We start from the raw sequence: 15,386 nt of genomic DNA on the forward strand, positions 1-15,386 counted from the left end.
ATCCCCTACAGCCGGGCCGCCGCGACGAGCTCGCGGCGGCCCGCCGGAAGGTTCAGTTCTTCAGGGGGACGATCCAGGCGCTCGGCTCGAGGCTCGCGCGGACCTTGGCGAGATCGACCTCGGGATCGACGAGTGGCTGGCTCGTCCTGCCGTTGAGCGAGGCGACGCCGTCGGCGCGAACCTCCACGGCCTCCCCGAGCTCTTCCCCATAGCGACGCGCCAGGTAGTGGGCGAAGTCGAGGATCATGTCCGGCTGCGTCGACATCATCCGCGACTGGAACCGGGTGAGGTGCTCCGAGGGGTGAACGACGAAGGCTCGGTTCGTGGAAGGGACGCGAACCTCGAAGTCGACCTGACCCTGTTTCTCGATCAGCATCACCTTCCACGCGAAGCGGAATCCCTCCTCCGTCCACGACGTGTTGCCCGGGTAGGCGAACGACCGGAGCGGCAGCGCGATCTGCACGGCGAAGTGGAGCGCCAGGAGCGCGAAGGCGAGGCGCGGCGATCGAGGAGCCTGCGAGGCGTCCGGGGGCGGCGCCGGCCGCCGGAGGAGCCTGCGGGGCCAGTCGGGCTCGAAGAAGAGCGTTGTGCAAGCAACCATCACCCAGGGGAAGAGGCCGATCGGGAAGAGCCAGCCGGTCGCGGCGTGGAACCCCGCCACGGCCACGTAGGCGAAGGCACGGCTTCGACGCCAGAGGAGCAGTGGAAAGATCGTGAGGTCGAAGGCCGCACCTGCCCAGCTCATTGCGAAGGCCATCCACCGCTGGGCGAGGAGCGGGCCGATGATCGGGAGATCGCCCCTCGCGGCGAGCCAGGTGGCCATCGGCTCGGCGCGAACGAGCCAATCTGCGTCGAGCTTCGCGACGCCCGCGAAGAAATAGACGAGGCCGAGCTGCAGACGCAGGGTCCAGAGCACCCAGGCCGGCACGGTTGAACCGCGCCCGATCGGCAGACACGCACCGAGCAGGAAGAGCAGGCCGATCAGGTAGTGGTGGTTGAGATAGGGCGTCTTGTCGATCACCTCGGTGTAGACGAAGCCGAGGAGGAAGAGCGCCGCACAGAGGCGGGGACGGAACCCCAGGGCGAAGCCGAGAGCGAGCGTCGCCATCGCGCCGAAGACGAGGAGCATCCCCCACTCCGGCAGCGGCCTCACCCAGCCGAAGCCCTCGAAGGGGAAGAAGATCGTCGGCTCGACGTAGATCGTTCGGACCCAGCCGCGGGCGATGAAGCGGATCATCGCCACGGACATGATGAGGCCGAAGAGGAAGCGGAACGCCGCGATCGAGGACGCGTCGACCGGCGCGAGGAGGCGCTCTCGCAGCCTCCCCACCCTGCCCCCGCTCGCGACGCTCCAGGCCAACGTCAGTCGCCGTCGTTGTCGGTGAAGCTCACGGAGAGGCCGAGGGCGCTCGCCATGTCGACGCCGAGGATGCGATAGACCGCCTTCGTCGCGCGGTAGGCCCTCGTCAGCTCGCCGCCCCGATCGTCGAGGTGCTCCTCGAGGGGGCGCGGCAAGGCCTGCACCGCCTTCGTCGCCTCCGAGAGGGCGAGGAGGATCTCCGGGTCGAGGGAGGAGCGGCGCGAGCGCACGTAGTCCGCGAAGCCCGTCCCCTGCACGCCGGCGTAGAGGCCCTCGTAGAGGTGCTGGAGGCCGCGCAGATCGTCGAGCATGTCGTCGACGGCGCGGCCGCTGAAGCGCGACTCGACGAAATCCGGCAGCGGCGTCCCTCCGGTCGTCTTCCCCATCGGCTTGCCGATCTTCCCCTCGACCACCGTGCGGGCCAGGTCGACCATCTGGTTCGCGACCTGCGCGACCGCCGCCTCCACGGTGGGGAAGGCCTGGCTCGAGACACCCGCATCCGCGAGCTCACCGAGCCAGTTCCCGTCGTCGGGCGACCATGCGCTCACCATCAGCGCAGCGCTGCGGCTCAGATCCTCCGCCAGCGCGACGAGGTAGTCGCAGCGGCGGCCGCCGCCGTCCGCGTCTAGGAAGGTCTCAAGGGTCGCCTCTTTCGGCGCGAACAGCAGGTACTCCGCCACGGGCATCCCGCGGGCGACAGTCCCCATCCGGCCCAGGGCGTCGGCGTCGATCGGCTCGCTTCCCGCGAGGACCTCGTCGACGGAGGGCGGGCGCACGGGCCAGAAGTCGACCTTGGGCGCGATCCTCCAGGGCACCTCCTTGGCGGGGCCGATGGCGAAGGCCTCCGACTGCTTCCAGGGCGCCCTCGCCTCAGACCACGCCTTCCGCGCCGCCGCGAGGCCCTCCTCCGTCGGCCCGCCGCAGAACGAGCGCGCCGCGTCGGCGAAGGTGACGGAGCGCGAGGCGAAGTCGCGATAGGTCGGCAGAATCACGGTCTCGCCGAGGGATCGGAGCATCTCCCGCCGGTCGAAGAGGTCCTCTTGCGTGGTGCCGGGATCGGTGCCGCCTCCGCAGCCGTGGAGCGCAACGAAGGGGAGCGCGGCGAACGGGAGGAGCGCGAGGGCGATCAGGTTTCGACGGTTCATAGAGATTCCACGAAGCGGACCAGGGCGTCGCGCTCCTCTCGAGGCAGGTTGCGGAAGTGCTCGCGTGCGTTCTCTGCCTCCCCGCCGTGCCAGAGGATCGCCTCCGCCACGCCGCGGGCCCTGCCGTCGTGCAGCAGGCGGTCGTGGCGGTTCACGGCGGGAACGAAGCCGAGGCCCCAGAGCGGCGGCGTCCGCCAGTCGCGCCCGCCGGCGGCGAAGACCGGACGGTCGTCGGCCAGGTCCTCGCCGAGGTCGTGCAGGAGGAGATCGGTATAGGGGAAAATCACCTGGCGTGAGAGCTGAGGAAGCTCGGGGAAATCGCCCGTCTCGTGGCGCGCGACGTGGCAGGTCGAGCAGCCCGCGTCGCGGAAGAGCTGTCTGCCGCGCAGCACGTCGGGATCCTCCGCCTTCTGTCGCGCAGGCGGCGCGAGGGTCATCGAGTAGAACACCACCCGATCGAAGAACTTCGCCTCGATCTCCGGCGACTCGCCCCGCGGTGCCTCGCGGCAGTCCACCTGCACCTCGGGACACTCCTCCTCGAGGTAGACGGGGTTGGTGATCCCCATGTCGCCGACGAAGGCGCCTGCGGTCTGCTGGCGCACGGTGGGCTGCTCCGCCTTCCAGCCGAAGCGCCCGAGCCGCATCCGCTTCTCGGTGTCGTCCCAGACGAGGTTTGGGCGCCCCGCGATGCCCTTGCCGCTCGCGGCTTGCGCCTCGGCGAGGGCGTGGATCCGCTCCTCGGGGATCGCCTCGAGGAGGCCGAGGCCGATCATCTGGGGCGCGACCCGGGGCGAAACGAGGGCCTGCGGATCCAGGGGACCGAACGCGAGCTGGTCGAAGCCGTAGGTCGGACGCAGCAGCGTGTACGGCTCGCCGTCGCCATACCGGCCGGCCACCTCCGCGTACTCGATCGTCACCTTCCCTTCGGCGGGGACTCCGGGGATCGAGTAGGGCTTGAACTGCGTGCCGTAGCTCGGATCGGGGAGCGGCTCGCCGTGCGGACCTTCGCCGGGCACGCTCAGCCGCACCAGGAAGCCCTCCACCACCTCGTCGACCTTCGGAGGCCTGCCACGTCCATCCTTGGCGTGGCAGGTGGAGCAGGACCGCGCGTTGAACGTGGGACCGAGGCCCTGCCGCGCGGTGGTCGTGGCGGGAAACACGACCCAGCTCGCGTCGAAGAAGCTGTGGCCCGTGTTGAAGAGCGCCCGCTGATCTTCGTCGAGGTTCGCCGCCGGCATGGTGAAGGCGTTGCTGCCGAAGATCATCTGGTTGGTCGTCTCGCCACCGGGCAGCGCCTCGGCGGGATCGACGGCCTCGGCGCCCTCGTTCCCGCCGCACGAGGCCAGGAGGAGGGCCGCAAGGAGCGGCCCCTTCACGGATCGCTTCGCCACGCGAGCCTGGCCTTTCGAGGAGCCGGCGTCAGTCACCGATCGTCACCGTCATTCCGAAGCGCTTGAAGATCTCGAAGAGCCGCTTCTCCTGGGCCCGGAGCGCGTGGATCGCAGCCTGGACCTGAGCGTTGCCCTCGTCGTTGCCCGGCTGGATCGCGCGGTCGAAGGAGGGATCGATCGCCGCCATCGCGGAAACGGTCGCGGCGATCGCGTCGCGGGTCCGGTCGGCGAGCTCGGGATCGACGGCGGCGACCACATCGTAGACGCCGACTCCCTCGACGCGGCTCCCGTCCAGACGCACGTAGCGCCCCAGGAAGACGTTCTCGATTCCCACCGCGTCGAGGAAGACGTCCTGCTGGGTGTTGTCGCTGAAGCAGGACTGCTCGTCCTTCTGCGCGCCCGAGTCCAGGGCGGTCTGGAGCCGGTCGCCGGCGAGCTCGGCGCCCGTCATCTTGATGAGGCCGGTGAGGATCTGCTTCAGCGCTTCGCGCGGATCGAGCGACTCCAGCTCGTTCCGGAAGTTGCCCGCCTCGGGCGCCCACGCGTCGGTCACCTCCTGGAGGTGGTCGACGAGGAGCCCGCCCGCGAGGCGAAGATAGAGACCGCGACGATCCTGGTTGTCGGCCGTGCCGTCCTCGCCGAACACGTAGTCGGTGTGGGGCCGCTCACCGTGGGGCTTACCGAGGCTCTGGCCCCAGAGCAGGAACTCGATCGGGTGGAAGCCGGTGGCGATGTCGTGGGGCTGTCCGTCCTTCTCGTTGAGGGAGACGAGGGTCTCGGCGTCGAGGGTGAGCGAACGGTCGTTGATGATCCCGACGTCGGGACGTCCTTCCACGTAGTCGATGTACTGCTCGTCGATCGGCCACGCGTTGATGTTCGCTTCGAGATCGTTCTCCGGATCGTCGATCGGTCCGTCGTAGAAGCGGAAGGCCTCGGTCTGGGAGTACGGAGCGCGGGCGGCCCTCCACGCTTCGCGAGCGGACTCCATCGTCTCCGCGGTCGGCGTCTCGACCAGGTGCCCGATTGCAGCGTCGAGCTCCTTCGCGCGCTGCAGCGAGTCCTCGTAGCCGGCGCGGACGAGGCGTCCGTAGGTCCGGATCGCGTCGGCCGAGTTGGCGGGCATCTCCAGCGTGGGATTGGTGCTCTTCCCGTCGCCGCTTCCGCAGCCGACGATCGAAATCGCCGCCGCTGCTGCCCATGCCGCCTTCGTCCAGCTCCGCATCATTCGCCCCTTGGATGAGGTTGAGAATTGTTCTCAAGTTCAAGTGTGACGGAGAACTTACTCCTTTCTCGTGCGGCCGCAAGCCCGATCTGGAGCCTGGCGGGCGTCCCTCCGCGCCCCGCCGTCAGCGCGTAATGCCCGGAGGCCCCGTTCGTCTGCAGGGGTGGAAGGCGCCGACGGGACATCCGGTCCCGGATCGGACGCCCAGAACGAAGGGAACGCCATGAAGACCGAGACCTGCTCCTGCAACCCCTGCCACGCCGACGTCTGCAAGTGCTCGAGCCGCGCCGACGCCAAGCCCGCCGCGAACAACGGCTGCTGCTGCGGCGACGCTTGCGGATGCGGCGAGGCCTGCGATTGCCCCACCTCCTGCGGCTGCAACTAGACCGTTCCACCGGAATCGAGGCGCCCCGGGGTCGATCCGGGCGCCTGGATGGCCTCGACGAACGCCCGCGCGTACGATTCGAGGGCGGGGCCGAGGCTCCGGGGCGAGCGCTTGCCGGCCGGGATGCGCGGGTGTAATGCCCGCGCCCCTCGGCCGTCTTCCGATCCCCCGATCGCCCCCGGTGGCGGTCTGGTGCGGAGGATCATCATGGGTTGCTGCGGTTCAAACGACATGCGGGAGTCCCCGACCATCGCCGAGAACCTCTACGGCCAGAACGACCGCTTCCTGCGCTTCGTGGAGCGGCGGGTCGGCTCGAAGGCGCTCGCGGAGGAGATCCTCCAGGACGCCTACGTGAAGAGCCTGACGAGCGCCGGCTCGGTCCGCGACGACGAGTCGATCACCGCGTGGTTCTACCGGCTCCTGCGCAACGCCATCATCGACGGGCAGCGACGCCGCGGGGTGGAGAGCCGGAGCCTCGAGCGCATCGCTGTCGAGCCCGGCGAGGCGGAGCCGCTGCCGGATGCGGCGCTCATGGACGCCGTCTGCTCCTGCGTCGGCGCGCTCGTCGACACGCTCAAGCCCGAGTACGCCGCCGCGATCCGCCGCGTGGAGGTCGAGGGCTCGGCCGTGGGCGCGTTCGCCGAGGAGGCGGGCATCACGCCCAACAACGCGAGGGTCCGGCTCCACCGCGCCCGCGAAGCGCTGCGCCGCGCGGTGACCGAATATTGCGGGAGCTGCGCAGGCGGCGGCTGCCGCGATTGTTCGTGCCAGTCCCCCCGCCCTGCCTGAGGTGATGATGAACGTCCCTGCCGGGGCTCCGCCCTACGGTCTGGCGATCTTCGACTTCGACGGCACGCTCGCCGACTCGATGTCCCGCTTCGGAGAGCACGTGAACCGCGCCGCCGACCGGTTCCGCTTCGGCCGGATCGACGACGAGCGCCTCGAGCGCTTCCGGGACCTCGAGGCCCGCGCCATCGTGAGCGAGCTCGGCGTCCCCCTGTGGAAGTTGCCGATGATCGCCACCTTCATGCGATCGCTCTCGGCGAGCGAGCCCTCCCCGCTCTTCGCCGGCGTGCCGGAGCTCCTGCGACACCTCCGTGCCCGCAGCGTGGTCGTCGCGATTGTGAGCTCGAACTCCGAGCAGAACGTCCGACGGGCCCTCGGCCCGCCGCTGACGGACGCGATCGCCTGCTTCGAATGCGGAGTCTCGATCTTCGGCAAGGCCTCGAGGCTGCGGAGGGTCGTCCGGAGGATTGCCATTCCCCCGGAGCGAGCCATCTACGTGGGCGACGAGCTCCGCGACGCCGACGCGGCCCGCGCCGCGCGCATCGCATTCGGCGCGGTCACGTGGGGCTACAACCGGGAGGAGGCGCTGCGCGCCCGCTCCCCCAGCCACGTCTTCTCCAGCTTCGACGAGATCGCGCGCCGGGTGGCCGGCGCGGAAGCCTGACGCCGGCTACGGCCTCACCACGTTCGCGGACCCCTTCGAACCGGTTCCCCAACAGATCACCCGGCCATCGCTGCGCACGCCGCACGCGTGGTCGTATCCGGCGCTCACGTCGTCGAAGGAATCCAGGCTCGGCCCCGAAGGAACCTGCACGTTCGTATTCCTGCCCCAGCAGAGGACCTTTCTATCCCTGCTCCTGATACCGCAGGTGAAATCCCATCCCGTGCTCAATCGGTAGAACGAATCGGCACTCGGCCCCGGGGGCGCCTGTCCCTTGGAATTGTCGCCCCAGCAGACGACCTTGTCGTCGCTCGATCGCACACCGCAGGTGTGGTCATCTGCAGCGCTCACGATTCGGAACGGGTCGGTGCTCGGCGTATCCGGCGCCTGACCCTTGTCATTCCTTCCCCAGCAGGAGATCTTTTGATCGATGGCTCGGATTCCGCATGTGTGACTGAAACCGGTGCTGACGCTCGTGAACGTGTTGACGCTGGGCTCGGCCGGTGCCTGACCGTAACGGTTGTCTCCCCAGCAGACGACCCTCCCGTCCGCGCTCCGGATCGCGCACGTTTGGTAGTGGCGAGCCGTGAAGCTCTTCCAGGGTCCGGGAGACGGGACCGTGGCCTCTCCGGAGCTCGCGTAGCCGCCTTCGCAGACCACGCTGTGATCGCTGCTCCGCAGTGCGCAGACATGGTTGTTTCCAACGCTCACGCTCTCGACGGGATCGGCCCATGGACCCGCCGGAAGCCCGCCGGTGTTGCCCCAGCAGACCACCCTGTGATCGACGCGCCGGACGGCGCAGCTGGTCGTCAAGCCTGCGGAAACACTGTCGAACGTGTCCAGGCTCCGAATGACGGGCGTCTCGCCGCTGGGACCGTCACCCCAGCAGACCACCCGGCGATCCGGATACCGCAGGGCGCAGAAGTGCGAATACCCGGCGCTCACGCTCTCGTAGGCTCCGAAGCTCGTTTCGGTCGTCGTCTCCCCGCGCCCGAGATTGTCGGGCTTCATACAGACCACCTTGCGGTCGACGGTCCGAACTCCACACGCGGCCCCCCAGACGCTGATGGTCTCGAACGAGTCGGCACCGGTGTCGGGCGTGTTCGATCCCCAACAAACCATCTTCCTGTCGCGGCTCCGCACGCCGCAGGTGTAGGTGCTCCCTGCGCTCACGCTCTCGAAGGCATCCGCGCTGGGCCCCGGAGGCGCCATTCCGCCGTAGTTGTCTCCCCAGCAGAGCACCTTCCGATCCGACGCGCGGATGCCGCATGCATGCGAATATCCTGCGCTGACGCTGAGGAAGGAGACTCCGGACGGGGCCTGAAGCTGGTTGCTGCCGTTGTCGCCCCAGCAGACCACCGTTCCGTCTCCGGCCCGGACCCCGCATGTGAAATAGCGCCCGCCGCTCACGCTCGCGAAGGACTCCGACGGCGGGGCCTGGCTCTCGCCGTCGCCGTTGGACCCCCAGCAGATCGCCCGGCCGTCGCCCCTCCGTACAGCGCAGGTATGGTAGACGCCGGCGCTCACGCTCTCGAACGCGTCCGTACCGGCCGGAACCGTCGACTGTCGAAACGTGTTGGATCCCCAGCAGAACAGCTTGTGGTCGCTTCGAACCGCACAGGTGTGGGACGAGCCGGTGCTGATGCTGTCGAAGCTCGGCACGACGGCCCGCGCCGCCGTGGACCAGCCGATGGCACCTTCCGATCGCACTTCGACCCGATAGTACCGGCCGTCGTCCAGCAGGGGCTCGCGGTCGATCTCTCCAGAGTCGATGAACCCCGGGAGGTCCTCGTAGGCCTCGTCGGCGTCTCGAGTCGAGCGCTGCCACTGATAGGAGAGTCCACCGGACCCGACCGAGGTGAAGCCCCTGTAGCCGACGACGATCGGCGAGGCCTCGCCAGGACCGTCGGCGGTGATGGCCCGCACTTCGTACTGCGAGGGCGCCGGCGGCCCGAACTCGGGATCGGCCTCGAGCCTCAGCTCCACGTAGTTGCCGAAGTTATCGGAGGTTGCGACCGCGGCTGCGGTGAGCTCGAATCCCGGAGCGTCGAAATCGACGAACGAGGTCGCGTCCCCTGCGCCCATCCATTCGCCATCGTCGCGTCGCACCTCGTAGCCGATCACGTCGGCGGCGGCGCGCCCTCCCACCACGTTCGCAGAGGCACGGATGCCGGCGGATGTCGACGCCACAACCGCGTACGCGTGTGGCGGGGCACCGATGGCAGGTACCCGCCACGAGACCTCGACGGCGTCGGTGCGGGTCCCCTGGGTGGCGGTGACGGAGGCCGGCGGGCCCAGCTCTCCTGGCATCGCTGTGGTGTCTGCATACGAAGTCGCGGCCACGTCCAGGAGCGCGATCTCGGCTCCATCCCGCAGCACCGAGTATCCGGTGATCACGGGGGCGCTGCGGGAGGCCGAGACGGGGTTCGACAGTGCGGACTGCGTCTCGGTGACCGCGACTACAATGTATTCGTGACTCGAGCCCCGCTCACCGCGAGGTCGATCCCATGAAAGACCGGCGGCTGCCGTCGACGCCACGACCCAGAGCGTCGGCGCACCGATCGATCCCGGCGAAGCGGATTCGTCCGATCGGGACCGGGTATCGGCGTCGGCGACCGCGAGCTCCTCGCCGTCGCGCTCGATCCGATAGCCCGTGATCGAAGGCGCGCTGCGTCCGCCCACGACGTTCGCCGAGGGCGGGCCCGAGCCCAGATCGGACTCGGCGAGGACGCGGTAGGAATGTGCTTCGCCAGGGCTCGCCGAGGGCGCGACCCAATCGAGAACGAGGGCGTCGCCCGTTTCACGAACGGTGAGGGCCGGCGCGCCCAGCCCGCCCGGAGCTGCGCTCGCGTCGTCGTAGGTCGAGACCGGGCCCACGGACGCGAGGCCTCGGCCGTCGCGCTCGATCAGGAAGCCCGTGATCAGAGGGGCCCTGCGAAGCCCCATGGCGGAAGCGGAAGCGGTCCCTTCGGGATACGCGGCGACCACCTCGTAGGAGTGGCTCGCACCCGGAAAAACGGGAGGAGCCTGCCACTCGAGCCGCACCGAATCCTCGAGGGGCTCCAACGTGACGACGGGAGCGCCGAGGCCCCCTGGAGTCGCCGCACGGTCCTCGAAGGAGGTGGCGTCGCCCGGCAGCGTCGCGACGGGAACGCCGTCACGCTTCACCGTGATCGCGGAGAGCGCCCGGTCGGGTGAGGACCAGGCGAGCCGGACCGCGTCCACCTCGTCCGTCGACGCGGTGAGGCCTTCGAGGTGCAGCGTCTCCCCGTTCGTCTCCGGCTCCCTCGGGGCTTCGCCTACACAGGCCCCGAGCGACAAGCAAAAGACCACGGCCCAGCGTTCGAGCCTACCCATGCGTCCACTCCGAGAACGGTCGATCCGGTGAATTTCGCGCGCACATATACCACGTGCTCGCGAACCCACTTCGACTCGTCTCGTCGCCGCGTATTCAACCGAGGATGGGCAGGTCCTCTCCGGCGAGGGGGAAGCGGCTCGCGGCGTCCAGGCGGTCGACGCCTGCGAGCCGCCGCAGCGCGCGGTGGACGTGCACCGGCTTGAGGCGGATGCCGCGGGCGTCGAGCTGCAGGGTCCGCGGATCGACCGTCAGCGGGCGGTGCCGCTCATCGGTGGCGCCGACCACTCGGTTCCCCGGGATGCCGGCGCCGATCAGCATCATGCTCGTGATCGACCAGTGGTCCTTGCCGTTGTCCGAGTTGTACGACGGCGTGCGGCCGAAGTCCGAGCCAACCGCGACGACGATCCGATCGGCGATCCCCTTGTCCTCTGCCTCGGCGAGGAGGAAGTCGACGCCCTCGAGGAGCATCTGCAGCCGCGGGATGTGGGTGGCGTCGTGGTTCCCGTGGGTGTCGAAGCCGCCGAGGTTGAGGTTCGCGCTCACGGTGATCCCGGCGCGGTAGGCTGCGACCGCGACCTGGGCCTGGCGCTTCAGGGGGTTGTTGGAGTCGTCGAGGGGCGACGGCAGCATCTCCGACAGGCGCTGCAGCTCGTCCTGCCCGGCGCGGGCGTTGACGAGCATCGAGAGCGAGCGGCGCACCCTGGGGAGCCGCTCCCTCTGGAGGAGCGACTGGATCCGCTCCTCCTGCGCCTTCGCGATCCGCTCGCTCGTCGACTGCGAGTGGATGAACGAATCGGGGTTGTTCGGGTCCGAGCGGTTCGGGAAGGCGATGCGCGAGAGGGCGCCCATGTTGCCCGCGCGGCTCAGCGCGACCAGCCCGGCGGTGTCGTCGAAGCCGCCGCTGCTCAGGAACGCCATCGGCTTGTCCTTGCCGAGGCCGCCCGCCACCAGCGCCGCGAGGGCCGGCAGCCCTTCCTGGAGGCTGCCGCTCCAGACGTTGCGCTGGCCGCTGTCGTGGCTGTTGGTCTCGGTGTCGAGTCCGTTCACCACGAGCAACCGCTTCCAGTGCTTCTCGAAGAAGGCCTGGTTGCCGCCGACCGGCGCGTACCGGATGTTGCCCGCCGTCAGGATGTCACCGACGCCGTACGACTTGTTGACCGGGCTGGCCTCGTCGGCCGAGAGCCTGCCCTTTGGATCGCAGAGGCTGGTGGGATCCCAGCCGCCGTCGGCGTTAACGAAGACCCAGAGCGGCCCCCGGTAATCGACGCTCGCCGCCTCGGCGCGGCGGATCCCCGCAGGGAAGGAGAGCGCCAGTCCGGCGCCGGCTGCCAGCTTGAGAAAATCTCGACGTTCCATGGCGCGCTCCTACTCGTGGAGGAACTTGTAGTCGCTCAGCAGATAGGTGGTGACCGCCATCCAGGCGCGGATCGTGTACCGGCTGTCGTCCTCGACCTTGAGGGCGTCGGGGAGGGGCTCGCGGGTCCAGAACTCCCGGTTCGCGCGGCAGTTCCCGGGCAGCCAGCGGCTCTCGGCGTTCTTGGCGACGGCGTCCCGCCCGTCCCTCCAGGTGTCGACGAAGAGCCGGTAGGAGCGCTCGAGCTCGGGATCGCCCACGGGAAGGGTCTCGCCCAGCAACCGCTGGTGCAGGTAGCGGATGTTCTCTCGGATCGCGTCCACTGCGCCGGGGATCTCGAAGCCGTTCGCGTCCTCCGGCTCGTAGCCGAGCTCCACCAGCGGGAGGAGCTTGCGCTCGTGCGCAGGAGCGGTGAGGTCCCAGGGCACGAACCAGCACGCCACCTCGTTCGCCATCCTCTGCGCCACGTTGGCCATCACGCCGTTCGGCGCCGAGATGCGGTCGGTGACGGCCTCCGAGTCGATGCCGCCGTAGAAGATCAGGTACTGGTTGCGGTCCGTGAGGTAGTCGGGCGTGTCACCCCAGACGCGCCACGGGAAGCCGGTCGTCGCCCAGATCTTCGCGTTGAGCTGCTCGGGGCCCAGGAAGCGCGCCGTCCCCACGTCGTCGAACGCCTCCTCCTTCCCGGCCATCACGTTGTAGGCACGGAACCACGGGCTCATCACCAGCCGCTTCACCACCCCCTTGAAGTTCTGGTTCTCCCGCGTGAACGCGGTCGCGATCTCCTTGAAGAGCTCGTTCTGCGCCTCGTAGGCGTCCTGCCGCAGCTCGTAGTCGGGAGCGAGCGGATCGGCCGGCGGCGTCAGCGGCGCCTGGCCGGTGAGCATCGTGTACGCGGTGTAGACCGTCGAGGTCGCGAAGAGCGGATCCGCCGCGATCTCCTTCCCGAGCCAGGGAAGGCTCTGGCGCCGCTGCTCGAAGGGGATCGTGCGATCCTTGAAGCCGGGCGGGAGCATGTCCTTGTGCCAGCCGTCCGCCGGAGGGCGGTACCGCCCGCGCTCGTCCCAGTTCTGGAACGCGCCCGCCACCGGGTCCATGTTGTTGTGACACACGGTGCAGTTCGGGTTGTACATCGTCGGGTTGAAGTCCTCGATCGACGTGGGATCGACGGGACGCTCGGCGAGCTTCAGCAGGTCGGTCGCGAGGAAGAACTGGTAGACCATCCGCGCGCGCTTACGGTTCCGGTTCGTCGACGTGGTGGGGAAGCGGTTCAGGAACATCGGCGAGCCGAGCACGCCTGCCAGCTCACCCTCCTTCAACCGCCCCTCGCGCCACTCCCTGGGATCCAGCGGATCCTTGAACCGGAGGTCGTCCATCCCGTAGACCTTGGCGGAGAACGGGTTCACGAGGCGGTAGTCGGCGGTGAGGATCTCGCCGAAGGGCCGGTCGTTCCGGACCACGTGCGCCACCAGCTCCAGCGGCTCCCGCGCGACGGACTCGTTGGTCCATCGCTTCGCCTTGGCGAAGAGCTCGGGATCGGTCGTCGCCTCGTCGAGGTCGACGTGCCAGCGGCGGTTGGGGAAGTCGGCGGCGTCGAGGAGGTCGACGGCGCGGTTGCCCAGCACGTAGCGATCCGTGAGGAGGCGATCGTTGAAGGCCACCTTGAGGCGGTCGAAGAACGACTCCTCCGTCATCATCTCGTCGACGATCGACTCGATCGCCGATTCCCCGACCGTCGCCACCCGCGCGTCCTCCTCCTCGGTGGGGAGGCGGCCTACTATGGCGAGCGCGGCCTTGCGGAGGGTGGACCGTGCGTCGAGGATGTCCAGGCCGCGATAGAAGCCCGACAGATCCGGCGAGCCGCAGGTGACGGGGTTCGCGAGGCGGCCGATCAGCTCCTGGAGGGCCTTGTACTCCGGGCCATCCTTCGCGATCTGCAAGCCGCCGCCGTGCTCGATCTGGTTGCTCGGCTTGAGCAGCAGCAGCGAAGTGCCCCGGATCTCGTAGCTCGCGATGTGGGCGACCTTGGCGAAGTTGGCCTCCATGAAGCCGGTCTGTGTAGCCGGCTGCAACACCATGTTGGATTTGTTCGCCTGACCTGCCGAGTTGTGGCAGGCGTAGCACTTCTCCGAGAGGATCGGCGCCCAGACCTTCTTGGCGAAGAAGCGGTCGTTGGAGAGGCACTCCTCGTCCCCGCCGGATTTGTCACTGCCGCACGCCCCGATCAGCGCGGCGGCCAGCGCGAGCGCTGTCGTCCTCAGAAACCCATGTCGCATGAACGGGCTCCTTCCGAGATGTCGCCGGGTCATCCCCGACGTGGATTTCAGAATTTTTGAGCGCTCAGGGTCGCACGGACTTGGAGGCCGGGCAAGCAAGAGGGCGGTGTCGCCGAGCACCAGGAGGAAGCGCGAGTAGGTGGCCGGCGTTATTCTCCCGACATGCGTTCCGCTCCCCTGCCCGACCGACCGTTTCGCGTTCTCTTCGTCTGCCTCGGCAACATCTGCCGCAGCCCGCTCGCCGAGGGCCTCTTTCGCCGGCACGTGGAGGAGGCAGGCCTGGCCGGCCGCATCGAGATCGCCTCGGCCGGCACCGGCGCCTGGCACGTGGGCAAGCCGCCCGACAAGCGCATGTGTGCCACCGCCAGCAAGCGAGGTGTGGACATCTCCCACCAGCGAGCACGGCACCTGTGCGCCGAGGACCTGCGCCGGTCCGACCTCGTCCTCGCGATGGATCGCGAGAACCTCGCGAACATCCGGGCCCTCGGCTCGGCCGATCTCTCCTCGAACGTCGTCCTCTTCCGCCACTTCGATCCGGAGCCGGGCACCGGCGAGGTCCCCGACCCCTACTACGGCGGCGACGAGGGCTTCGCCGAGGTCTTCGACATCGTCGACCGCACGTCACGGGCGCTGCTGGGCGAGCTGCGAAGGGAACACGGATTCTGAGCCGTCCCCGACGGTCCGAATGACGGCAACAACCTCGAAGCCGTCTGCCACCGCCCGGAGTAGTCGGCCCCGCGCTTTGCGTTCAAGCCCCTCGGACGTCGTCGAGGTCGGCTCGGGACTTCGTGTAGTGGTAGCGGAGCTGCGGCTCGTCGTAGCGGCTCGGGTGGCCGACGGGGCAGGCGTCGCGGACGGCGACCCAGTCACGCCACGTAGCGGCGGGCGAGGACATCGCTCGCGCGAGGGCCTTCTGGCACGGGGCGGAGCATGAGGCGCATGCCGGTTCGGCGTCCGGAGGGGACGGCGGCGGCGCGTCGGCGTCCACGACGATGACGGCGCGCAGGGCGATCCACGGTCCATGCTCCGGATGGATGGCCAGGTGTGCGGGACCCCTGTGGGCGAAGCCGCTGGCCTGGGCGACATGGAGCATCGAGACGAGACGGCTGCCGCCCTCGTGGGAGAAGCGCACCTCGATTCGGGCGGGGAGGTCCCGGGCGCAGGCACTCACGGTCTCGGTGACGTAGTGGTCGATCGGGTGCGGATGGCGCTTCAGCTCGGGGCTGGCGCGGTAGGCCTCGACGAACCGTGGCCACAGCTCGCGCGTATTGCCGACGAGCACGGCGAGCGCACGCTCGCGCTCGAAGAGAGGTAGCGGCGTCAGCCTCGCATGCTGCCGGATCGCCTCGTTGTAGAGCGACGCGTCGAACGCGTGAACGAGATCGAGCCCGGCTGGGAGCAATCGCTCGGCGAGGCGGTCGCGGAAGCTGGATGCGTGCAGGTCCATG

At 69.0% G+C, this 15,386-nt stretch carries 12 protein-coding genes; 4 read left to right on the top strand and 8 right to left on the bottom strand.

The features are described 5' to 3' along the window. Positions 1–52 precede the first annotated feature (52 nt). Genes AKJ08_RS11685 through AKJ08_RS11700 form a run of 4 tightly spaced genes read right to left on the bottom strand, consistent with a single transcriptional unit; the run spans position 53 to position 5,121 of the window. Positions 53–1,360 carry an HTTM domain-containing protein gene (locus AKJ08_RS11685; protein ID WP_082343093.1) on the bottom strand — a complete coding sequence of 436 codons (1,308 nt, stop codon included), beginning with the start codon at positions 1,358–1,360 and terminating at the stop codon, positions 53–55. A gap of 2 nt (positions 1,361–1,362) precedes the next feature. Then, positions 1,363–2,505 (bottom strand): imelysin family protein, encoded by a 1,143-nt coding sequence (locus AKJ08_RS11690; protein ID WP_050726229.1) that lies wholly within the window; start codon positions 2,503–2,505, stop codon positions 1,363–1,365. Next, the gene (locus AKJ08_RS11695) at positions 2,502–3,896 is read right to left on the bottom strand and encodes a di-heme oxidoreductase family protein (RefSeq protein WP_050727553.1); all 1,395 of its coding nucleotides are present in this window, start codon (positions 3,894–3,896) and stop codon (positions 2,502–2,504) included. Before AKJ08_RS11695 ends, AKJ08_RS11690 begins: the two co-directional genes overlap by 4 nt. A 28-nt stretch (positions 3,897–3,924) precedes the next feature. After that, the gene (locus tag AKJ08_RS11700; protein WP_082343094.1) at positions 3,925–5,121 is read right to left on the bottom strand and encodes an imelysin family protein; all 1,197 of its coding nucleotides are present in this window, start codon (positions 5,119–5,121) and stop codon (positions 3,925–3,927) included. Between the two features lie 220 nt (positions 5,122–5,341). On the opposite strand from AKJ08_RS11700, the gene AKJ08_RS19335 reads away from it, so the two are divergent. The 3 genes from AKJ08_RS19335 to AKJ08_RS11710 all read left to right on the top strand — a co-directional run bounded on the left by AKJ08_RS19335 (position 5,342) and on the right by AKJ08_RS11710 (position 6,953). Continuing rightward, a complete protein-coding gene (locus tag AKJ08_RS19335; protein WP_157370631.1) occupies positions 5,342–5,503 on the top strand; it encodes a hypothetical protein in 162 nt (53 codons plus the stop codon). Between the two features lie 231 nt (positions 5,504–5,734). Further along, positions 5,735–6,292, top strand: coding sequence for an RNA polymerase sigma factor (locus AKJ08_RS11705; protein WP_240475306.1), 558 nt, complete (start codon positions 5,735–5,737; stop codon positions 6,290–6,292). 4 nt (positions 6,293–6,296) lie between these two features. Next, positions 6,297–6,953: an HAD hydrolase-like protein gene (locus tag AKJ08_RS11710; protein WP_082343416.1), complete on the top strand. Its 657-nt coding sequence runs from the start codon at positions 6,297–6,299 to the stop codon at positions 6,951–6,953. Between the two features lie 6 nt (positions 6,954–6,959). Here the strand turns inward: AKJ08_RS11710 and AKJ08_RS11715 are convergent, their stop codons facing one another. From AKJ08_RS11715 to AKJ08_RS11725, 3 genes are all read right to left on the bottom strand, one after another. Beyond that, positions 6,960–10,307 (bottom strand): RCC1 domain-containing protein, encoded by a 3,348-nt coding sequence (locus AKJ08_RS11715; protein ID WP_082343095.1) that lies wholly within the window; start codon positions 10,305–10,307, stop codon positions 6,960–6,962. A 94-nt stretch (positions 10,308–10,401) separates the two neighbouring features. Further along, on the bottom strand, positions 10,402–11,664 hold the full coding sequence (locus AKJ08_RS11720) for a DUF1501 domain-containing protein (protein ID WP_050726233.1): 1,263 nt from the start codon (positions 11,662–11,664) through the stop codon (positions 10,402–10,404). 9 nt (positions 11,665–11,673) lie between these two features. Further along, entirely contained in the window at positions 11,674–13,938 is a 2,265-nt protein-coding gene (locus AKJ08_RS11725; RefSeq protein WP_050726234.1) for a DUF1588 domain-containing protein, read from the bottom strand. 162 nt (positions 13,939–14,100) lie between these two features. Here AKJ08_RS11725 and AKJ08_RS11730 point away from each other — a divergent pair, with 162 nt between their 5' ends. Beyond that, a complete protein-coding gene (locus AKJ08_RS11730; RefSeq protein ID WP_050726235.1) occupies positions 14,101–14,604 on the top strand; it encodes a low molecular weight protein-tyrosine-phosphatase in 504 nt (167 codons plus the stop codon). A gap of 82 nt (positions 14,605–14,686) precedes the next feature. Here the strand turns inward: AKJ08_RS11730 and AKJ08_RS11735 are convergent, their stop codons facing one another. Then, a complete protein-coding gene (locus tag AKJ08_RS11735) occupies positions 14,687–15,385 on the bottom strand; it encodes a hypothetical protein (protein WP_050726236.1) in 699 nt (232 codons plus the stop codon). Position 15,386 lies beyond the last annotated feature (1 nt).

This window comes from Vulgatibacter incomptus (assembly GCF_001263175.1).
In the GTDB taxonomy this organism is placed as follows: Bacteria; Myxococcota; Myxococcia; order Myxococcales; family Vulgatibacteraceae; genus Vulgatibacter; species Vulgatibacter incomptus.